This is a genomic window from Thermoleptolyngbya sp. C42_A2020_037, from assembly GCF_015272455.1.
GTDB lineage: Bacteria > Cyanobacteriota > Cyanobacteriia > Elainellales > Elainellaceae > Thermoleptolyngbya.
Genome location: NZ_JACYLP010000041.1, coordinates 13,280 through 32,403 on the forward strand (window position 1 = coordinate 13,280; position 19,124 = coordinate 32,403).

Consider the following 19,124-nt stretch of genomic DNA (forward strand, 5'->3'; position numbering starts at 1 on the left):
AAACCCAAAATCGAAAATCAATATCGTCCCTCAGAATTCGCCCTTTGCAGAAAAGATACCAGGAAGGGCAGGCTTTGCAACATAGCCGCCTGCTGTGACGGATTGAATGTTGACGAGACCTGCCCTCCAGCGTGTTTGAAAAACGGCGCAGACTCTAGCGGAATGGCGGAGAGTACATCAGACCGCCATTCGTCCACAGTTCATTGGGGCCGCGAGAAATGTTTAGCTCGGAGCCGCTGCCCACGTTGCGCTCGTAGATTTCGCCGTAGTTGCCCACTGCCTTGACGACATGAACCATGAAATCGGCAGGCAGACCCAGTTGGCTCCCCAATTCACCCTGTACACCCAGGAAGTTTTGAATGTCGGGGTTCGGGTCTTGCTTCATTTGATCGACGTTAGCCTGGGTAATGCCAAACTCTTCGGCTTGGAAGAGTCCATAGGTGACCCACTTCACCACGTCATACCAGCGAGAATCGCCGTTGATGGTTACTGGGCCCAGCGGCTCCTTGGACATCACCACGTCGAGCAGCACGTAGTCGTCAGGGTTGGGCAGGGAGGTGCGCTTGGCGGCAAGCTGAGAGCGGTCGGACGTAAAGGCATCGCAGCGACCCTCTGAGAAAGCGGCGATCGCCGCATTAGAGTCTTGGAACTTCACTTCATTAATCGTCACACCTGCTTCTTTGGTGCGGCTGGCCAGGTTTAGCTCGGTCGTCGTGCCTGTTTCCACACACACTGATTTACCCTGTAATCCCTTCACATCTTGTATGCCGCTAGCTTTGCTAACCAGCAGACCTTGACCGTCGTAGAAGGTCGTGGGTGCAAACTCCAAACCGTTTCCACCCGCTGCATCTCGGCTAGCAGTCCAAGTGGTGTTGCGAGACAGCATATCCACTTCGCCGTTTTGTAGGGCAGGGAAGCGAGCCGTAGAGTCGAGATTTCGATACTCAATCTTGCTGTCGATATCTTCTGATGTGCCAAAAACCGCAGCGGCTACAGCCCGACACACATCCACATCCAGCCCCGAATAGGTGCCACTGGGGTCAACAAAGCTAAACCCAGGAATCGTTCCCTCAACGCCGCAGATCAGCTTGCCCCGCTCTTTCACCATGTCCAGACGGCTTCTGCCCGCAGCAGTCGCCGCTGGAGATGCGCCTTCAGCACCCGGCGAACTAGCAGTATTCGTAGGCGCTGAGGTACAGGCAGAGATTGCGGCTACAGACAGGCTGGCTGCCAGCAACAAAGAACCCCACTTACGCATAGTTGTCTCACTCACTTCAAACAGAACTTCAACAGAACCTTAGGAAAATATCAGGGTAGCAACCTGCGTGGAAGAAGCGCATCTGCAACCCAACAACAAACACCTGCCAAGACGCAGACTCAACGCTCTCCCAGCTTAATGCTTTGAACTTTCTTAACAGTCTACTGCTTCCGGAATTCCGTTTGTATACCACTATACGTTTGGCAGGGTTGTCATAGGTCTGTAAAACGGGCGACAACCCTCCGACAAAATCAGGCGTTAAGCGCCTGCAATTGAAAGCTTCAGCCAAAAAACAACACGCTTGCTCAGTCTGTAGGGTTACCGTTTATTAGGCACATTATTAGGCGCATTATTAGGCATCGTCGTAACCCGCTGCCCTGTAGAGCTTTGATGCGTTGGGACTACGTTGGCAGTTTTTTAGCAGCTTTTTGGGCAACTAGAGTGAACAATTGATGAACGCGAGATGAGGTGAACGATCGGCCAGTAACGTGTCGCCTAACGTCCGTGGGCCATCTCCCGAATGAGCGGAATGCGAGTGCGAATGTATTCGCTGAGGAGGTCAGATTCGCTGGGACTGAGCGATCGCCCCTGGTAAAACTGCCCAATCAACCACTTGGTGAGGCTGTGGTCATCCAGGTTTAGCAATACGCTCGATTGCGCTTCGTCTACAACCATCCAAAGACGCCGGAGCATTAGAGGACTCATACCGCCTCCTTAAGGTTTTCTTTATTTTCTATACCATACCCATCTGTTTTATCGCTGGTGCATTGTGAACACAAGACGACACAGATTGTGACGGATGCTGTAACAATGCACGGAGAATCTTGATGAATTTTGGGCATGATGGAGGCATGGAATCTGTCAATTTTGTACCTCATTCTGCATCCGCTTCAGCATCAACCTCTACGGGTTCGATGTCCGATTCGGCATCTCCTGATGCTGCGGCGGATTCTCCTCCATCAGATGTTTCGTCTGGGGATTTGGCGGCGCGGCCTGCGGAGGTTTCCCTGATGCCTGCGGGCAAATCAGACGCGGGACTGGCTCCGCTGCTGCTGACGGTTGTTGAGCTAGTGCGACAGTTGATGGAGGCGCAGGTAATCCGCCGCATGGAAGAGGGGCTGCTGAGCGACGGCGATCTAGATCGCGCTGCCGAAAGCTTGCGGAAGTTGGAAGAACAGGTCGTGCAGCTTTGTGAAATTTTTGAAATCGATCCGGCTGATCTCAACATTGACTTGGGTGAAATGGGAACGCTGCTGCCCAAGGCGGGCGGTTACTATCCCGGCGAACAGTCTGCCAATCCGTCGATTCTGGAACTGCTGGATCGCCTGTTAAATACCGGCGTGGTGATCGAAGGCGATGTGGATTTGGGACTGGCGCAACTGAGTCTGATTCATGCCAAGCTCCGCCTGGTGCTTACATCCAAGCCGCTGTAGTTTTTTGGGCGGTCTGTAACGCTATGTCGCGATTTGGCAAAATTGGCGATCGCCCCTGCCAAACTGGGCACTCTCAGCGAGTAGGCAAGTTGGGTCAGCAAAACCCCCGACGATTTGCGCCCATTTGCTCTCAGTGGCCCTGTTTCCCCCACGCATCATGGCATACGGTTTTTATCTCTACGGCATCTTCCCCAGTCCCGGCCCCATCGGGCTGACTCTCGAAGGTCTAGACGCGCAGCCCGTTGATTCCCACGCCATTGGCGACTTCGTATTCCTTTATTCCGAGGCACAGCAAAAGCGCTATCTCTCTAGCCGCAAAAACCTGCTGGGCCATGAGCGCGTGCTGGAGCAAGCAATGGAAAAGGGCTATCGCACCCTGCTGCCGCTCCAGTTTGGCCTGGTGATTAAGGACTGGGCCAGCGTCGAGGAGCAACTCATCGTGCCCAAGGGAGAGGCGCTGCGGCAGTTGTTTCAGCGGCTGGACGGTCGCCGCGAGGTGGGCATCAAGCTGGTGTGGAACCAGGAGGCGGAGCTAGAGGCGCTGATGCAGGAAAACGATCTGCTCAGAGCCGAGCGCGATCGCCTCGAAGGAAAAACCCTCAGCATGGACGAAATCGTTCGCATTGGGCAATCCATCGAACACGCCATGACCGTCCGCAAAGACGCGATTATCCAGACCTTTCGCGACAGCCTCAATCCTCACGCCGTCGAGATCGTTGAAAACGACTTGCTGCCCAGCGTTCCAGGCATGATCTACAACGCCGCCTACTTGATTCCCTGGGAGTCCGAACCCGCCTTTGGGCAGCAGGTCGAGCAACTGGACACGCAGTTCAGCGGCCGCCTCACCATCCGCTACAACAACTTCACCGCGCCCTACAACTTTGCCCAGCTAGACGCAGAGTAAGATAGCACCCATCTTTTATTACCTCCCTCCCAACCCCCGCTATGATCTTTGACCTCCTCCTCGCCCCTGTCACCGCGCCCATCAACGGCATGAACTGGATTGCCAGCAAGATTTTGGAGCAGGCAGAGCCGCTGCTGGATGAAAAAGAAAATCTGAAAAAGGAACTGCTGGCGCTGCAACTCGCCTTCGACATGGGCGAACTGCCCGAAGACGAGTTTGAGGAGCGGGAAGAGGCGCTGCTGCTGGCGATTCAGGCGCTCGAAGACGAGGAACTGGACGCAGAGGACGAAGATTAATCAACGACTAATCAACGATTGATCAACACCTCTAATGGCAATTCTCCTGAGGGGTGCTGCGAATGAAATTTTGAGATGCCCCGCAGGTGCTTAACCGGCAATCTAAAATCGCAAATCCAAAATCAGCCCAGCATCAGCCCCTTGGACTGGAGCGTTTGCTCAATCTGCTGCATCTCCTCCAGGGTTTCGCCCGCGACGATGCCGTAAAGTTCGGTGTAGATCTTGCCGTACTTTACTTTTTCTAGGGCGGAGAGGATCAGGAAATCCTTACGCGCCAGTTCGGGTCTAAGTTCCACCAGGATCGAATCGAGCGTGCCGTCCATGCGGTAGTCGGTGGAATATTTGGCAATCGCCTTTCCTTCCTTCAGCAAGGGTTGCCGTTGCAAGCACAGTGGCGTAGAGCCATTCACCCGAAAGTTGGCATCGATGGCGTGGAGTTGTCCGTCGGTATCTTCTAGCACGTCGCAGCCGATGATGCCGAAATAGCCCTGCTGGTGGGCATAGCGGGCGATCGCCAGGATATGCGGCGCGAACCGTTCCACAGGCGTATTTTGATAATCAATCAGCCCGCCCAAATAGCCGCCCTCCTCCGTGACGAGCTGCCCTGTCACGCCAATCAGTTCCACCGCGCCCGTCTTGCTGACGTAGAACTGCATACAGTAGTTCTGCACGGCGTTTTTTACAAAATCCGACACCACAATGCTGCGAACCAGGTTGATTTCCCGATATTTGCGAATTTCCCGCAGACAATAGTCGAGATCGCTGGGATTCTGGATGATGTACGTACCTTCGCCAGAGAGTCCGTGGGTCGTTTTGATCAGGTAAGGAAACTCGGCGGGCAGCGGCACGTCCTCTAGCGGCGTTTCGTCTAGGTGATAGGTGACGTAGTGCGGGCAGGGCACACCCAGTTCGGCCAGGGTTTCCTTACTCAGCAAGCGATAGTGGGTGTCGGGCGGGACGGCGTGCTTTTCGGGCGCGAGGTGGTCGAAGGGAAACAGCGTTAGTACCTTGGCAAAGCGATCGCTCTGGCTTAGGTAGTCCAGATACACCGACCGTTGCAGCACCTCCAGATTCTCGTAGCGAAAGCCAAAATGCTCCCGCCAGTAGTCGATCAAAATATTGCGTGGCGGGCGGATGACAATCCCCGCGAGGCGATCGCCCAACACGGCCAGGTTTTTCCACGGCTCCTGCTGCACGATTTTGTCATAGCTGACCTTGGTGGCTTCGTCGCTGCCGTCTTGCAGAAAGTACTTTTTGGTATTGGGATAGGCGGCCCAGCTTGCGGTGGCCGGATAGTTGAGGATGAAGGCGTGGGGCGCGTCGGCGGTGTCTGCTGCAAACAGGTCGGAAAGGCTAGTCGCCTGAGTGTATTGCAGGTTGGTTTGCAGGTCGGTCTGAACGTCGGAATCTAAGGCCATAGCCGTATTGAATCAGGATAGAGTTCGGAGGTTTCAAAAGTCTTTTACCAAAGTCTTTTGCCAAATCGTAATCTACGCTGGATGGTAAGCGGAGCAGGAGCGCTCAAATTGCACTCCGTGATACCATCTGCACCCAGCGCAAAATCTGTCTTTAGGCTGAGCAGAATGTAGCTAGTTGGGCTGGTGTTAAATCGAATTTAGTTGATAGATTAAGGACGCAATTACGCCAAGCCCAGCGTATTCCACACTTACAGCACCAAACTTTGAAACCATGTCTCAGCCCTCTCAGCCCTTAGAAGGCTTTAGCGACGAAACCCTTCCCTACGACACTCTGAGTCCGGCGGCCCAGCGACAACGTCTGGGGGAACTGGCTGGCGTGTTTCTGAAGCTGGGGGCGATCGCCTTTGGTGGGCCCGCCGCCCACATCGCCATGATGGACGACGAAATCGTTACCCGCCGCCGCTGGCTCAGCCGCGAAAAGCTGCTCGATTTTCTGGGCATCACCAACCTGATCCCCGGCCCAAACTCGACGGAACTGGCAATTTACCTGGGGTATGACCGGGCCGGCTGGCGCGGGCTGGTTTTGGCGGGCACCTGCTTCATCTTGCCCGCGATGCTGATCGTCTGGGCACTGGCGGCAGTCTACGTCCGCTATCAGGCGATTCCCCAGGTGGAGTGGCTGCTCTATGGGGTAAAGGCGGTGGTCATCGCCATTATCGTGCAAGCGCTGTGGAAACTGGGGAAAAAGGCGCTAAAGGATTGGCCCACCTGGGCAGTGGCGATCGCCGTCATCGCGCTCTTTGCCACCGGGCTAAACGAAATCGCGCTGCTGCTGCTGGGCGGCGTCGCCGTCATGCTGATCAAAAACCTGGGCCAGCGCGAACCCGGCGCACCGCTGCTGCTGTTTCCCCTATCGCTACTAGCCCAAACCAGTGCGGCTCCGGCAGCCTCGCCCACCAATTCCCCCACCTGGGGCAGCGTGTTTCTGCTGTTTTTGAAAATTGGGGCGGTGCTGTATGGCAGCGGCTACGTGCTGCTGGCGTTTTTGGAGCGCGAGTTTGTGCAGCGCACGGGCTGGCTCACGTCGCAGCAGATTCTCGATGCGGTGGCTGTGGGTCAAGTCACGCCAGGGCCCGTGTTCACCACGGCAACCTTTATCGGCTACTTGCTCGCAGGCAATGCCGGAGCCGTAGCCGCCACCATCGCCATCTTTCTGCCCGCCTTTGCCCTGGTGCTAATCATCAACCCGTTTTTGCCCAAGCTCCGCCAGTCGCGCTGGGTCAGCGGCTTTCTGGATGGGGTCAACGCAGCCTCTCTCGGACTCATGGCCGTCGTCACCTGGACGCTGGTCCGCGCCGCCGTGGTGGACTGGGTGACGGTCATCCTCGCGCTGTTGTCCCTGGTTGCCGTGTTTCGGCTCAAGGTAAACTCGGTCTGGCTGGTGCTGGGTGGGGCGATCGTGGGTCTGCTGGCTCAGAGCTTGACCTGACCACCCCAATCACGTTGCCGTGCTGGTCAAGCACCGGCCCGCCCGAATTGCCAGGATTAATCTGGGCATCGGTCAGCACTTCGGCGGGGTTGATCTTGCTCACCACGCCGCTGGTCAGCGCATTGAGAAACCGCTCCTGCCCAAAGGCGGTGCCAGCCGCAGATTCGGGGTCGGTTGGTTGAGCCGTCTGCTTCTCTGCAATCCGAGGGGCGATCGCCCGCACAACGATCACCGCTGGTCGCGCAGGCGTTCGGGGACGGGCGTGTTGGAGAGTCCGGCGATCGCCCGCAAGTTCTGACAGCGCAGCAGTTCGGTAAAATCCAGCGAAAACCGTCCCTCAATCTGCGCCACCGCCTCGATCGCGCTCAGCAGACTGCGGGCAGCCTCTTGTTCGGTATAGCCCCGCTGTCGGGCAAAATTAATGGCTCGCTCGTCTGCTTCTAGCTCGATTTGTGAGCTGCGGCTATTTTTCCAGATGCGATAGCCCGAAAAGGCCGTCAGCCCCGCCGCGGCAACGGTTCCCATTGCATCGCCCTGTGCCAGTTCCACCACAGTTCCCAGCGTGCCCGCAGCCAGGAGCAACTGCGGCCAACCGGGCTGAAACCACCGCGTCGCGTTCACCCATGCCACGGTTCGCAGCAGCAGCAAATCGCGCTGAGAACGACTCAATTCTTCCCACAGGTCAAAGTTCAGGTAAATTGGGCGGCTTTGCTGCCAGGGCAGGGGCAGGTTTGCTGTAATTACCTCCGCCTGTGCTGGGCGGTCGATTAGCTTTACATACATCCGCCCAGAGGCAGGCATGATTTCAACCAGGCGGCTAATTTCGTCATCGGGGTTCATGAAAACCGTGCCTTTCGCAAGCGATGCAAATCTCTGGCATCCAGCCTATCAGGTTTGCGGTTGCCGCGCTGATGCCACCCGATCACACCAGATGAAGACGGCTAGAGCGCCCCAAAATCGCCAATCCAAAATCCCCGATCTAAAATCTAAAATCGGCAAGCCCTGATATAGTATAGATGCTCTAAACACTTGTACTGAAACGCATGGGGCGATCGCCATGATTCGACTGCTGCACCTGTCGGATATTCATCTCGGCAGTGGACTGTTGCACGGGCGCGTGAACCCAGAGACGGGCGCAAACACGCGGCTGGAGGACTTTGGGCGATCGCTGGAGCGGTGTATCGATCGGGCGATCGCCGAATCCGTTGATCTGGTGCTGTTTGGTGGGGATGCCTTTCCCGATGCCACGCCGCCGCCCAAGGTGCAGGAAGTCTTTGCTCAGCAGTTTCGCCGTTTGGTAGACGCGCAGATTCCCACCGTCCTGCTGGTGGGCAACCACGACCAGCACACGCAGGGACAGGGCGGCGCGAGTTTGTGCATTTATCGGACGCTGGGCGTACCAGGGTTTGTCGTGGGCGATCGCCTGGAAACCCATCGCATCACTACTCGCAGCGGCGACGTGCAGGTGATCACCTTGCCCTGGCTGACGCGCTCCACCTTGCTCAGCCGTCCCGATACCGAAGGGCTGTCTCTAGCCGATGTGGACAACATGCTGATGGAGCGGCTGCGGGTGGCGCTGGAGGGCGAAATTCGGCGGCTCGACCCAGATTTGCCCACCGTCCTGCTGGCGCACCTGATGACCGACACCGCCCGCTTTGGCGCAGAGCGCTTCCTCGCCGCCAGCAAGGGGTTCACCGTGCCGATGGCGCTGCTGACCCGTCCCTGCTTTGACTACGTGGCGCTGGGTCACGTTCATCGCCACCAGATTCTCTGCGACCAGCCGCCCGTGGTCTATCCAGGCAGCATCGAGCGGGTAGACTTTAGCGAAGAAGCCGAAGACAAGGGCTATGTGCTGGTGTCCCTAGAGCGCGGCAAAGCAGTGGTGGAATTTTGCCCGCTGCCCGTGCGCCCCTTTCAGACCCTCAGCGTGGATCTGACGGATGCAGCAGACCCACAGGCAACGCTCCTAAGCCATCTCCAGCAAACCCTGATGGCCGACGCGGTGGTGCGCCTGGTCTACAAAATCCTGCCAGAGCAATCTGAGGAAATCGATCAGGCCGCTCTGCACGAAGTTCTGAAATCCGCCCATAGCTACAGCATCTATCCCGAAGTGCAGAGCCAGCTTGCCCGACCGCGCCTGCCAGAGTTGGGTGCAGGCAACGAGCTAGACCCGATTGAAGCCCTGAAAACTTACCTGGAGCATCACCCCCACCTGAGCGGGCTGGCAGACGACATGCTGGCTGCTGCAAAAAACTTGCTGGCAGGGGACTGTCCTGAGGATCTCACGCTCAGTGACGCGCTGCCAGAAATCGATTCAACCGATGCCCCTGCCGCCGCCTTGGAAGAGCCTGCAAACGCCCAGTTGCGCCTGCTCTGACCAAAATTAGACAAATAAGGACAAAGCAAAGAAGCATGGAATCTTGTCCCACGCTTCCCAAATTGCTTCTCAAATGATTAGGCTTAATTGTCAGCCTGCTGCGACTATCGCATCTGATACCAGTAATAAGTCGCCATTGGAATCACCGTCGCGGCAAAGAGTAGCCCAATCACCCAGACAGTGGCATTGCTTTCAGCCGTCTCTTCAGGCGTGGCAAAAGTGCCCTCGCTTTGATCGACTTCGACCACGACGGGCGGACCGGGGTCAGGATTGCCCGCCAGCACTTCCGACAGGCGCGTGGTCACGTCGAGAAATGCCTGGTTGTAGCGATCGCCCTGACGTAGAGGCACAGCCAGCGTTTCATCCACAACGCTAGTGGCAATATCATCGCTCAGCAGTTCCTTTGCAGCTTCGCCCACGCGAATGGCGGCGTTGTTCGTCACTGTATCCAGCACCAGCAGCACCTCATTGGCCTGATCGGCTGGTTCGGGAAACCACTGCTCAAACAACTGGTCAGTAAAGCTTTGGACGGTTTCGCCATAGTCCAATCGATGAATCGTCACCAAGCGCACGTCGTTGCCCGTCTTCTTGGATAAGCTGCTCAGCTTGCCGTTGATGTTGCTTTCATTCAGACGGCTCAGCACGTCGCCCTCGTCCACCACCCACTCCGTCGGGCTGACGGCGGGCATCTCGTATACGCCAGTTGCTAGGGCAGGGGCCGCGCCGCCCAGCCACAGCAAGACTCCCAAGGCTAGGGCGATCGCACCCATCCGGCTATGGAGCGATCGCAACAGTTGACCCACTCGTTTCCGATCTGTTTGCTTAAAGAAATGTGTCATTTCTGAAAATTCCCAACCCTCATTACAAAAATACACCAGGTTGGAGGGCGCGGGGAGAGATGGAGTGGTAGGCAAGTCTGGAAAAAGTTTAGTGGGTTTAATGGACTGGCTGGATGCGGTAAGCACAGCGGCGATCGCCCTGCATCAGATGCTCCACCCGTTCGACCACCAAGCCCGTTCCCAAAACAGAACGAAAAACCTCCAGCTCAGCGGTGCAAAGCCCCGGACAGGTCTGGGCGGCGGCACAGATGGGGCAGTGGTTTTCCACCAGCAATAGCCCGTCGGGTTGTTCCAAAACCTCGGCCATGTATCCTTCCTGGCTGCGGAAGTGGGCGATCGCCCTCACCTGCGCCTGCCAGGACTCCACCCCAGCCAGTTGCGCCCGATAGGTCTGAACTTGGCGGCGGCTGCGTTCCGAAATCACCCGCTCTAGCCCTTCCGCCCCAAACACCGTCTCCACCCCCCGCAACACGTCCAGCATCAGGTCAGCGTGGCTATCAGGGAATCGGCTGACGGAATGCTCAGTCAACTGCCACAGCTTCACCGGGCGACCCGTGGGGCGGCGCTCCTGGCGATAGGTCACCCACTGCTCTGCCTTCAGCGTTTGGAGATGCTGCCGCACTGCCATCGGCGAAATCTCAAGCTGCTCTGCCAGGGCCGCCGCCGTCTGTGCCCCCCGCATTTTCAGCAGGTGCAGGATCTGATCTTTGGCTCTGGGCTTGGTGTCCTCCATTGAGGGGGTGGATTTTCGATTTTGGATTTTTGCTTTTCGCTTTTCGCTTTTCGCTTTTCGATCTTGGATTGCCCCTAATGCTGGGTGAGCGCAATAGGCAAAGGCAAACCCCATACTTCAGTGTGCCGTGTGCGGAGGGCGCTTGTCCTCAATTTTGGGAATTTTTGGGCTGGCGACAGTTGTTACGGCGTTTTTACCCAGGCGCAATTGCTAAAAGCCTTGACCGTCCTCAAAACTGATAGGGCTGGTCAGCGAGCCACATTCGGGTCAGCACGGCTTCGCCATTGGCTCCGACTTTGGCTTCCATGACAAAGTTGGGCGATTGTGGATTGGCCTGTTGCAGTTCGGCGATGCGGTTGTTGATGTCGAGTCGCTCGGCTTCGGGCATGTAGTATCGCTCTAGCCCATAGTTCACCCAGCCGTTGCGATAGATGCCCTTCAGGGCGACCTGATTGGCGGGCAGGTTGCGGGGGCGATCGCCCGACACGGCAACCGGCTTCCAGGGTTTGGGCGGCTGGCTATCTGCGTCTTCCGACGCTTCCAGAATGACGTAGATTGTCCGAGCCGCAAAGCGCGATCGCCGCTGCTGCGCTTCTGCTTCAAATGCCTTCCAGCCTGGCAGTTTCTCCAGTTCACCTGGCTGGGAAATGTCGTAGCCCAGCGTCACATAATAGCCGCGCAGGGGATGATAGGGGTCAACGGGGCCCGTCTGCAAAATTACGGTCTGTCCCGTTGCCTGGGTATAGGTGGCTTGCAGGGGAATCACCAAAATCAGCGCTGCCTGAATCGCCAGGGGCAGCCAGAAGCGCCAGCGGGCAGACGGGGCAGGCGCGAGGGGGGGCGGGGGAGCGGGCGGGAGGGGATGCTGCGGAGTGGGTGCGCTCGGGGGAGCGGGGACGAGGGGGTGACGGTTGGAGGGACGAGATTCGGAATTCATAGGACGCTCGATAAGGAAAAGCTAGAGAATATCGAAATCAGGCAGCGAAATCAGGCAACGAAATCAAGCAACTGCTGCACGAATCCTGCCCTGGCTGGATTTGAAGCAAGAGGCACACCTAAACCCTGCTAAACCGTTTCTTCCTGAGAGGCGGGGGTGAGCGTGGCGGCGGGGGCGAGGGTGCGGACGTGGCGCTCGAACCAGAGGCCGACGAATAGCACTGCCAGACCGCAAAGGGCAAAGACAGCGGACTTCAGCAGCAGTCCGGTTTCGTATTCCAACATGCGGCTGATGATTTGCAGGACCAGCATCACCATGCCGTACCAAAACAGGCTGCGGCTGCCCTGGGCGAGTCCCTGTCGGATGAACGCCGCCGACAGCAGGAACAGCAGCACGTTAAACAAATAGGTGGCGATCGCCTGAATGGGCGCAACGCCCCAGTGCCAGAGCGGAATCAGCCCCACCGTCAGCAAGAACACCAGCATCACTGCGTCGTGCTGCGAGAGTCCCCAGCGTTGCCCCCGGTGGCGGGGATAGGCCAGGTAAAACCAGCCGATGAGCATCAGCGCAGTGTAGACAAACAGGTTGGGGTTGAGCAGCAAATCGCCGCTGTGGCTGAGCAAAATCCGAACTTGCTGGGAAAAGCTGGGCTGGTCGGAAATGGGAGTCCAAATGCTGCGAAACGAAAATCCATAGCAGGTTGCCGTCAGGAAAATCAGGGCGATCGCCTGGGCAACGGGACGAAATGGACGAGTTAACGGCAGCGGCGCGTTTCTCAGCCGCCACCATAGCGCGTCGTCATAGCTCCATAGCAGGGCTGGGGGCAGGGTGCAGGCGATCGCCACCAAAAAGCCAGGAGCAGCAGGACCACTAAACTGGTTCCCCACATCGCTCAGGGTGACGAGCAGCGCCGAAACGGTGGCGATCGCCCCCAGCGCAAAAATCACCTTCGAGCGACACTGATAAGCCAGCAGCGTAAACAGTCCCCCCGCCACCAGCGGCATCAGGCTCATCAGTCCATTTAAGCCCCCCAGGGCCTGCATTTGGGTGGCTTCCCACATCCCCGACCAATAGCCCACGCCCATCAGCAAAATGGATAGCAGCGCGAGCGATCGCAGCCGCAGCCCAAATGCCATCGCCAGCACGCCCAATCCCCACACCAGGCACAGTTCATAAAACGCGCCGCTGCGGTGAAACAACTGCCCCGCCAGCGCCAGGTTTGCCCCCAGCACCAGCGCCCCCAGCAGCAGCAGTCCGTGTCCCAAGCGGTGCTGCCAGCGTTCGCGTCCGTGTAGTTTGGGTCGCCGCCACAGGTAAAAGCCCGCTGCATTGGCGGCAACGAACAGGCTAAACAACAGCACCATTTTGCCCATGTGGGGAATCGCCTGCCAGTTTGCCGCGACGAAGGTAATCACCCCCAGCCCCAGCAAAATGCAGCCCAGCCCCAGCAAAATGACCACGAAGCGATCGCGTGCGCCCGTCTCCAGCGCATCAAAGTCATACTGTGCGGCCAGTTGCTCATACTGGCCCGGCTCAATTAGCCCGTCAATCCGCCACTGCTCGGCTTCGCGCCGGAGTTGCCGCCGAAATTGTTCGCTTGCCATAGGAATTATCCTGCTGTGGGTTGATGCAACGTTTGCATTCATACCATCGGTGTCGCATAAATCCCCCGGAAAGGTCTAGACCGCTATGCCAGAACCTAAAGCGTACTGAAAGAGAGCGCCATTCTCTAATCAGCACAAACTAATCAGCACAAATTCGTAGCCCACTTCACCCAACCGCAGGTTGCAATCTGGCTAAATTAAGACCACAGTAAGTAAAGATTTTTTAATTAATCGGGCGATCGCCCCACTGGGTAAATCTAAGTGGGCAAATCTAAGGAGGATTTTGAATGACGCTGACCGCACCGCGCACCATCGATTGGGATGCCATTGCCGCAGAACTGGCGGGGATAGAGGTGATTCGCGATGCCGCGCAAGTCGCCAAGCTGTCAAAGGACTACTACACCTATAGTCCAATCCTGCGGCCGCTGCTGGACGACAAAGTGGCGGATCTGGTGGTGCGACCCGTCAGCGAAGCAGAGGTGTTGCAAGTGGCACAGGTCTGCGTTCGGCATCGCATTCCGCTGACCGTGCGCGGCGCTGGCACAGGCAACTATGGTCAATGTGTGCCACTGGAAGGCGGTGTCATTCTGGATCTGACCCGGATGCAGGCCGTGAAATGGGTCAAGCCAGGGCTAGCCTGCGTGGAGCCGGGCGCAAAGCTGGTCAATATCGACAAGCAAACGCGAGAACTGGGCTGGGAGATTCGTATGGCTCCCTCCACCTACCGCACGGCGACGATTGGCGGCTTTATTGGCGGCGGCAGCGGCGGCATTGGCTCGGTTACCTATGGACAATTGCGCGATCGCGGCAATCTCCACGCCGTGCGCGTCGTCACGATGGAAGACACGCCCCGCATCATCGAACTGCGGGGGGATGAGGTGCAAAAGGTGAACCATGCCTACGGCACCAATGGCATCATCACCGAACTCGAAATTCCTCTAGCCCCCGCCTATCCCTGGGCCGAGCTAATCATTACCTTTGACGACTTTATGACCGCTGCTCGCTTTGGTCAGGCGCTCAGCGACTCCGACGGCATCACCAAAAAGCTCGTCACCGTCTTTGCCCATCCAGTCCCGACCTACTTCGCCGCCCTGCGAAACAGTATTCCCGACGGCAAGCACTGCGCCTTTGTAATGGTAGCAGAACCCAGCATGGAGCCGTTTGCCGATTTAGTAAAGGAGTTTGGCGGCGCAGTGTGTTATCAAAAATCTGCCCAGGAGGCCAGCAAGGGCACGCTGCTGATGGAATTCACCTGGAACCACACGACGCTCCATGCCCGCAGCGTTGACCCAACTCTGACCTACTTGCAAACGCTGTTTCCGGCTGACAAACAGCTCACGCTCGTTGAGCATATGTATCGCCATTTTGGCGACGAGGTGATGATGCACCTCGAGTTTCTGCGGACGGGCGGCACGGCAGTTCCGGCAGCGCTCCAGTTGGTACGCTACTCTACCCCAGAGCGGCTGAGGGAGATCATCCAGTATCACGAAGAGCAGGGCGCGTTTATCGCCAATCCCCACACCTACATTCTGGAGGACGGCGGCCGCAAAACCATTGACCCGGTACAGCTTGCGTTTAAGGAAGAGATAGACCCCTACGGGCTGCTAAATCCAGGCAAGATGCGGGCCTGGCTAGAGCGCGGTTCAGTTTGAGCCGTCTTTTTGAGCCGTCTTTTTGAGCTTTCTTTGACTAAAACCTGATGTTTTTGGATCGCTACCGATTGCACTGGAGGCTGCTGCGAGCGGAAATCGATCGCGTTGGCGCTGAGGTGGAGCAATGGTCTTATGAGCAACTCGACCGGGATGCCGAAGATCAACCCCTGATCGAGCGACAGGTCGAAGCAGTATCAGTGATATTTCAAATTGATCGCTGCGATCGCCTCCCAAATCAAGACCTGTGCGTTTGTATAGACGCGAAAAGCAAGCTACCGACGGGATTTGGAATTAAGCCGTCCTATCGCTTTTTCAAGCGACAAGATGGCTCGGTCTATTACTGAAAGTTCTGAAAGATTCCTCCCCAGCCTACTCTTCACAGTAGAACGTCCCCTGGAGTTGCAGAATAGCCCGCGACTTCAGGAGACGCTAGTTCCGTATGAGCATTTGGTTATGAGTATCTGGCAGAACCTAGGCACTTGCGATCAGCTTTCTAGATTCTGGACAATTTCTCGCGGGCTGCGCCCCCGCGAAATTGTCCAACTGCGTAAGTCTTATCTGGTATGGGTATGCAGAAGGGCTGCTTAGCAAGCGCCACTCTTGTTCAGCACAGCTTGAATCGTCTTGAGAATGAGCTGGAGGTCGTAGCCAACAGACCACTTCTTTTGATAAGCCAGATCCATTTTGACGATTTCTTCAAAGTCTTTGACCGTGGAGCGCCCGTTTGCTTGCCATTCTCCCGTGATTCCAGGCTTCACGGCGAGGCGCTGGAAGTGGTGGGGGCTGTACTTCGACACTTCATCCTGGGTGGGGGGACGAGTCCCTACCAGGCTCATCTGTCCCATCAGGACATTCCAAAACTGGGGCAGTTCGTCGAGGCTGGTTCGGCGGAGAAACCGTCCGACGCGAGTGATTCTGGGGTCTTTTTCGTTCTTAAAAATAAGTCCTTGAGCTTCGTTTTTAACCAGGTGCTTGACCTTATCGGCATCGACGACCATTGAGCGGAACTTCCAGATGCGGAAAAACTGACCGTTAAGTCCGCAGCGGATTTGGCTGTAGAAGATGGGCCCGGGGTCATCTACCCAGATGGCGATCGCCACTGGAATCAGGATTGCGCCTGTAATCGCCAGCCCCACCAGCGCGCCCAGAACATCAATCAAGCGCTTTGCCTTACTGGTCACCGAGGGATGCACTTCCTTCAATTCGGCTCGTCGCTCAGCGATTTGCATTAGTCTTGAGGAGTAGTTCATGACGGAAGAAGGTTGGCTGGAGGTGACTATCACGGTTTGCTTGCGCTCCTTCACGGTGAGTGGACTGGGATGAGGAGAATGATTTGAGAATTCACCAGTTCTGGCTAGCTCCTGATACCTATGCTATGAAGTCGCCCCCAAGCCTGGATAGAACCGTATGCCAAGGTTGCCCGAAGCTTTAATTTGTTCGAGACTTCTTTAAAGTTCCGGTAGGGAAGCAACGTATCAGGTTCTGCTCACAAAGATCGGCACGTTTTGGCATACGAAACAGTCCCCGAAATGCCGTTTGTTTCAGGGTTTGCTCAGTAAATACTGAACAGATGTGACTTTTTCTTGCTACTCGCACAAACTCCTTAATACTGAGGAGAATATTCCTGTTCTCAGTGATTCGATCAGGACAACCGTGGATTTTCTGAAGCTATCTCCTGGGGCATTTTGTGGTCTTGAAATACAGCATTTTCTTGCGGGGTGAGGCACATGCTGCCCTCACGAGGCAAGGGCTTATTGACCATCCGTGTGCCTCACTAGCTTCAAAAACGCTGTAGCAGGTTAAAGAATAATTGAAAGGGCGGCTCTGATCAGCGCGATCGCCCAGTCAATGCTGATGCAGGTCTGCCAGTCTATATCGATAAAGAGAGAGGCTTGACTCGCTAACACTGACCCAGGCGGTTTAGGGAAAAAAAGACCAGCATGTCATTAAGTGGCTGTCTGTAGCGCTTCTCGTAGATCCTCGATCGGTACACCCTTGCGTGGATAAGTGATATCTAAACACGCTATCTCAGTATTCATAAGATGATGCTGCTATCCGGAGAGCAGCTGATTTTTTTACACTTTAAGTTCTCCTTTTCTCGGTAGAAATTCTGAGAATTGTTCTTGTTGTTTCTACCCTCGTTCTGCGACCGATGAGCTTTAGCCCAATGAGCTTTAGTCCAATCTGACAATAGGGGCGATCGCCAAAGCAGGTATAGATTGACAGCGCCCTCAAGCGCCAGCAGGATTCAGTGCCTAGGCGACCTGGTATTCGTTTGCCTGATAAACCTCAAGGCGTTCGCAGACACAGCCCCGTTTGCTGGCAACCTGTAATCAAACTCTTGCTCGAAGCCTTGCTCTAAAAGTCCTTTAGGATGGGTATCCCAGACAACAGGTGACCTCTGGCAGGACAGATCAACCAGGCTCCGAACTCCATCTGTCGCAAGAAAGTTTGTAAGATTGTTGGGTGTCTGCTGTGTGAGTGAAAGATTGAGGGACAACATCCATGCGCCAAATCAACTTTGTCGTCATCTTTGTGATTTGTCTGGCCCTAGTGCTGTTTGGCATCGAAAATACTGAGCCTGCGGTCATTCATGTGGTGGAGGGGCTAGATCTTCAGGCTCCGCTGTCGATCGAGCTTTTGCTGGCAATGGGCATTGGCGCAGTCTTGGCCTGGGTCTTTAGCGTGTGGAATCAAATTCAAAATTTGCTGGAGTCCGGGCGCGAGTTGCGGCAGCGAGATGTGCGGATTCAGGAATTGGAACAGGACATCCAGCGCTATAAGGTGGAGTTGGAAGAACAGCAGCGCCTGCTGCCTGCTTCGCAGCCTGCCCCTCAAGACGTGGAAGTGACCGAGGTCTTTGCCAAGTAGGTGTCCTCGCTGGCGCAGGAATAGCCGCAGGGTCAATCGCATGGTCAACATTGCCAGTCTGTGGGTACCGCTATTATTGCTGGGTCTGATTGGGTTGATGGCTGGTTATTTCGTCTACATTAGTACCCAATAGAGATTAGTCCTTAGGGAAACTGGGGCTGCCTGGCAAATGGCTCTTTCGCTAGCGCAAAATGCGATCGCCCTGCTGATCGACCTGTCTGAACGGGGCGAAATTGACCCCTGGGATGTCAAGGTTATCGACGTTATTGATCGATTTCTCAGCCAGCTTAAGCCCTTGCAAGCGGTGGAAGCCGGCCGTGCCCCCTATGAGGCTGACTTGTCCGAGTCGGGTCAGGCATTTCTCTATGCTTCTATGCTGGTGCTGCTCAAGGCCGATACGCTAGCCCGCACCACTCAAGACGAAGCGCCGTTAGAAGACGAGTTTCTGGAAGAATCTGACGGGACTGCGGGTGCGCCCTTGCCCCTCAGCCTAGAGCGGCGGTTGCGGCGGAGAGCGGTGGCCCGACCGATGCAGAGTCGCCAGGTGACGCTGCAAGAACTCATTTCTCAGCTAGAGATGATGGCGGCGGCAGTGTCCGATCCCCGACCTCGACAGCGCGTTCGTCGTCCCCGTCCTCAGTCGCGCAGTCAGGCGGTGCGCGTCATTACCCAACTGGCTCACCAGGAAAACCTGTCTGAAATTGCTGCTGCGCTGGAGCAGTTTTTGCAAGAGCATTGGGACGCGATGAGCCAGGGTGATGAGTGGATGGAGTTTGAGCAGTTGCTAGAACTGTGGGTCGCGTCGGACGCAGCAGCAGAAACCCGACAAGAGGGACACCATGCAACGCCTCAAGGCGATCGCGTGGGGGTGTTTTGGGCGCTCCTTTATCTCTCTGCCCAATCTAAGGTAGAACTGCTCCAGGAAGAGTTCTATCAGGATTTGCGGGTGCGGAGTCTGGCGGGATCTGAGACGGATTCCCTGGAAAACTCTGCTGTGTCCAACTTGCTGGATTAGATAGAGGGAGGCTAGGGTATGGAAGGGGTTTCGTCCCGTCGCGACTGAATCAATTTCTGAATTGGTCTAGTGGGTTTAGAAATTGGTTTGGACCACGCATAGTCTCAGGAGGAGTCATTTCAGGATGAGCGCGGCTAGAACCGGTTTCTGTGAAGGGATACTCAAGGCTTAATTAGAGTTTCTTCCAACCTGTTTTGCTGGCAAAGATTCTGTGAATTCCACAGCCAATTCTTGGACGGTCTTCCTAAATTGGAGAACACTAAGTTTAGATTACGTAGAGTTAACTTTCTTTTGTCTG

The 19,124-nt window shown here is 56.1% G+C and carries 19 protein-coding genes; 9 read left to right on the forward strand and 10 right to left on the reverse strand.

The annotated features are described in order from the left end of the window. Positions 1-154: 154 nt before the first annotated feature. Both IGS16_RS13185 and IGS16_RS13190 read right to left on the reverse strand, forming a co-directional pair. Complete coding sequence (locus IGS16_RS13185; protein ID WP_297086104.1) at positions 155-1,258, reverse strand: amino acid ABC transporter substrate-binding protein; 1,104 nt, start codon at positions 1,256-1,258, stop codon at positions 155-157. Between the two features lie 495 nt (positions 1,259-1,753). Then, on the reverse strand, positions 1,754-1,951 hold the full coding sequence (locus IGS16_RS13190; RefSeq protein ID WP_297086105.1) for a hypothetical protein: 198 nt from the start codon (positions 1,949-1,951) through the stop codon (positions 1,754-1,756). A 317-nt stretch (positions 1,952-2,268) separates the two neighbouring features. Between IGS16_RS13190 and IGS16_RS13195 the strand changes: the two genes are divergently transcribed. The 3 genes from IGS16_RS13195 (at position 2,269) to IGS16_RS13205 (ending at position 3,891) form a co-directional block, all read left to right on the forward strand. Next, a complete protein-coding gene (locus tag IGS16_RS13195) occupies positions 2,269-2,691 on the forward strand; it encodes a gas vesicle protein K (RefSeq protein ID WP_297086230.1) in 423 nt (140 codons plus the stop codon). 157 nt (positions 2,692-2,848) lie between these two features. After that, complete coding sequence (locus IGS16_RS13200) at positions 2,849-3,595, forward strand: GvpL/GvpF family gas vesicle protein (RefSeq protein WP_297086107.1); 747 nt, start codon at positions 2,849-2,851, stop codon at positions 3,593-3,595. A gap of 41 nt (positions 3,596-3,636) precedes the next feature. Continuing rightward, a complete protein-coding gene (locus tag IGS16_RS13205; protein ID WP_297086109.1) occupies positions 3,637-3,891 on the forward strand; it encodes a gas vesicle protein GvpG in 255 nt (84 codons plus the stop codon). A gap of 122 nt (positions 3,892-4,013) precedes the next feature. Here the strand turns inward: IGS16_RS13205 and IGS16_RS13210 are convergent, their stop codons facing one another. Further along, positions 4,014-5,309, reverse strand: coding sequence for a carbamoylphosphate synthase large subunit (locus tag IGS16_RS13210; protein WP_297086111.1), 1,296 nt, complete (start codon positions 5,307-5,309; stop codon positions 4,014-4,016). A 271-nt stretch (positions 5,310-5,580) separates the two neighbouring features. On the opposite strand from IGS16_RS13210, the gene IGS16_RS13215 reads away from it, so the two are divergent. Beyond that, positions 5,581-6,798: a chromate transporter gene (locus tag IGS16_RS13215; protein WP_297086112.1), complete on the forward strand. Its 1,218-nt coding sequence runs from the start codon at positions 5,581-5,583 to the stop codon at positions 6,796-6,798. On the opposite strand, the gene IGS16_RS13220 is transcribed toward IGS16_RS13215, so the two are convergent. Continuing rightward, positions 6,728-7,030, reverse strand: coding sequence for a serine protease (locus IGS16_RS13220; protein ID WP_297086114.1), 303 nt, complete (start codon positions 7,028-7,030; stop codon positions 6,728-6,730). The two genes, IGS16_RS13215 and IGS16_RS13220, sit on opposite strands and share 71 nt — an antisense overlap. Continuing rightward, positions 7,027-7,638 (reverse strand): DUF3318 domain-containing protein, encoded by a 612-nt coding sequence (locus IGS16_RS13225; protein ID WP_297086116.1) that lies wholly within the window; start codon positions 7,636-7,638, stop codon positions 7,027-7,029. The genes IGS16_RS13220 and IGS16_RS13225 overlap by 4 nt, the downstream gene beginning before the upstream one ends. 217 nt (positions 7,639-7,855) lie before the next feature. Between IGS16_RS13225 and sbcD the strand changes: the two genes are divergently transcribed. Continuing rightward, a complete protein-coding gene (gene sbcD / locus IGS16_RS13230; protein ID WP_297086117.1) occupies positions 7,856-9,175 on the forward strand; it encodes an exonuclease subunit SbcD in 1,320 nt (439 codons plus the stop codon). 104 nt (positions 9,176-9,279) lie between these two features. Here the strand turns inward: sbcD and IGS16_RS13235 are convergent, their stop codons facing one another. The 4 genes from IGS16_RS13235 to IGS16_RS13250 form a co-directional block, all read right to left on the reverse strand. Then, positions 9,280-9,945, reverse strand: a complete 666-nt coding sequence (locus IGS16_RS13235) for a YgcG family protein (RefSeq protein ID WP_367185793.1) — start codon at positions 9,943-9,945, stop codon at positions 9,280-9,282. Positions 9,946-10,111: 166 nt separating this feature from the next. Then, a complete protein-coding gene (locus tag IGS16_RS13240; protein WP_297086120.1) occupies positions 10,112-10,747 on the reverse strand; it encodes a metalloregulator ArsR/SmtB family transcription factor in 636 nt (211 codons plus the stop codon). A gap of 229 nt (positions 10,748-10,976) precedes the next feature. Beyond that, positions 10,977-11,684 carry a GDYXXLXY domain-containing protein gene (locus IGS16_RS13245; protein WP_297086122.1) on the reverse strand — a complete coding sequence of 236 codons (708 nt, stop codon included), beginning with the start codon at positions 11,682-11,684 and terminating at the stop codon, positions 10,977-10,979. A gap of 128 nt (positions 11,685-11,812) precedes the next feature. Then, a complete protein-coding gene (locus IGS16_RS13250) occupies positions 11,813-13,288 on the reverse strand; it encodes a DUF2157 domain-containing protein (protein ID WP_297086123.1) in 1,476 nt (491 codons plus the stop codon). 287 nt (positions 13,289-13,575) lie between these two features. Here IGS16_RS13250 and IGS16_RS13255 point away from each other — a divergent pair, with 287 nt between their 5' ends. Beyond that, positions 13,576-14,940, forward strand: a complete 1,365-nt coding sequence (locus IGS16_RS13255) for an FAD-binding oxidoreductase (RefSeq protein ID WP_297086125.1) — start codon at positions 13,576-13,578, stop codon at positions 14,938-14,940. A 47-nt stretch (positions 14,941-14,987) separates the two neighbouring features. Continuing rightward, positions 14,988-15,284 carry a hypothetical protein gene (locus IGS16_RS13260; protein ID WP_297086127.1) on the forward strand — a complete coding sequence of 99 codons (297 nt, stop codon included), beginning with the start codon at positions 14,988-14,990 and terminating at the stop codon, positions 15,282-15,284. A gap of 240 nt (positions 15,285-15,524) precedes the next feature. Here the strand turns inward: IGS16_RS13260 and IGS16_RS13265 are convergent, their stop codons facing one another. Beyond that, positions 15,525-16,169: a sugar transferase gene (locus IGS16_RS13265; RefSeq protein ID WP_297086130.1), complete on the reverse strand. Its 645-nt coding sequence runs from the start codon at positions 16,167-16,169 to the stop codon at positions 15,525-15,527. A 1,276-nt stretch (positions 16,170-17,445) separates the two neighbouring features. Between IGS16_RS13265 and IGS16_RS13270 the strand changes: the two genes are divergently transcribed. Further along, positions 17,446-17,811 (forward strand): lipopolysaccharide assembly protein LapA domain-containing protein, encoded by a 366-nt coding sequence (locus tag IGS16_RS13270; RefSeq protein ID WP_172353785.1) that lies wholly within the window; start codon positions 17,446-17,448, stop codon positions 17,809-17,811. A 169-nt stretch (positions 17,812-17,980) separates the two neighbouring features. Then, positions 17,981-18,826 (forward strand): segregation/condensation protein A, encoded by an 846-nt coding sequence (locus IGS16_RS13275; protein WP_297086132.1) that lies wholly within the window; start codon positions 17,981-17,983, stop codon positions 18,824-18,826. The last annotated feature ends 298 nt before the right edge of the window (positions 18,827-19,124 follow it).

What these genes read in the sequence shown, in the direction of transcription:
- IGS16_RS13185 (WP_297086104.1), bottom strand. Translation starts at nt 1,258, where the DNA reads ATGCGTAAGTGGGGTTCTTTGTTGCTGGCAGCCAGCCTGTCTGTAGCC.
- IGS16_RS13190 (WP_297086105.1), bottom strand. Translation starts at nt 1,951, where the DNA reads ATGCTCCGGCGTCTTTGGATGGTTGTAGACGAAGCGCAATCGAGCGTA.
- IGS16_RS13195 (WP_297086230.1), top strand. Translation starts at nt 2,269, where the DNA reads ATGCCTGCGGGCAAATCAGACGCGGGACTGGCTCCGCTGCTGCTGACG.
- IGS16_RS13200 (WP_297086107.1), top strand. Translation starts at nt 2,849, where the DNA reads ATGGCATACGGTTTTTATCTCTACGGCATCTTCCCCAGTCCCGGCCCC.
- IGS16_RS13205 (WP_297086109.1), top strand. Translation starts at nt 3,637, where the DNA reads ATGATCTTTGACCTCCTCCTCGCCCCTGTCACCGCGCCCATCAACGGC.
- IGS16_RS13210 (WP_297086111.1), bottom strand. Translation starts at nt 5,309, where the DNA reads ATGGCCTTAGATTCCGACGTTCAGACCGACCTGCAAACCAACCTGCAA.
- IGS16_RS13215 (WP_297086112.1), top strand. Translation starts at nt 5,581, where the DNA reads ATGTCTCAGCCCTCTCAGCCCTTAGAAGGCTTTAGCGACGAAACCCTT.
- IGS16_RS13225 (WP_297086116.1), bottom strand. Translation starts at nt 7,638, where the DNA reads ATGAACCCCGATGACGAAATTAGCCGCCTGGTTGAAATCATGCCTGCC.
- sbcD (WP_297086117.1), top strand. Translation starts at nt 7,856, where the DNA reads ATGATTCGACTGCTGCACCTGTCGGATATTCATCTCGGCAGTGGACTG.
- IGS16_RS13235 (WP_367185793.1), bottom strand. Translation starts at nt 9,945, where the DNA reads ATGGGTGCGATCGCCCTAGCCTTGGGAGTCTTGCTGTGGCTGGGCGGC.
- IGS16_RS13240 (WP_297086120.1), bottom strand. Translation starts at nt 10,747, where the DNA reads ATGGAGGACACCAAGCCCAGAGCCAAAGATCAGATCCTGCACCTGCTG.
- IGS16_RS13245 (WP_297086122.1), bottom strand. Translation starts at nt 11,684, where the DNA reads ATGAATTCCGAATCTCGTCCCTCCAACCGTCACCCCCTCGTCCCCGCT.
- IGS16_RS13250 (WP_297086123.1), bottom strand. Translation starts at nt 13,288, where the DNA reads ATGGCAAGCGAACAATTTCGGCGGCAACTCCGGCGCGAAGCCGAGCAG.
- IGS16_RS13255 (WP_297086125.1), top strand. Translation starts at nt 13,576, where the DNA reads ATGACGCTGACCGCACCGCGCACCATCGATTGGGATGCCATTGCCGCA.
- IGS16_RS13260 (WP_297086127.1), top strand. Translation starts at nt 14,988, where the DNA reads ATGTTTTTGGATCGCTACCGATTGCACTGGAGGCTGCTGCGAGCGGAA.
- IGS16_RS13265 (WP_297086130.1), bottom strand. Translation starts at nt 16,169, where the DNA reads ATGCAAATCGCTGAGCGACGAGCCGAATTGAAGGAAGTGCATCCCTCG.
- IGS16_RS13270 (WP_172353785.1), top strand. Translation starts at nt 17,446, where the DNA reads ATGCGCCAAATCAACTTTGTCGTCATCTTTGTGATTTGTCTGGCCCTA.
- IGS16_RS13275 (WP_297086132.1), top strand. Translation starts at nt 17,981, where the DNA reads ATGGCTCTTTCGCTAGCGCAAAATGCGATCGCCCTGCTGATCGACCTG.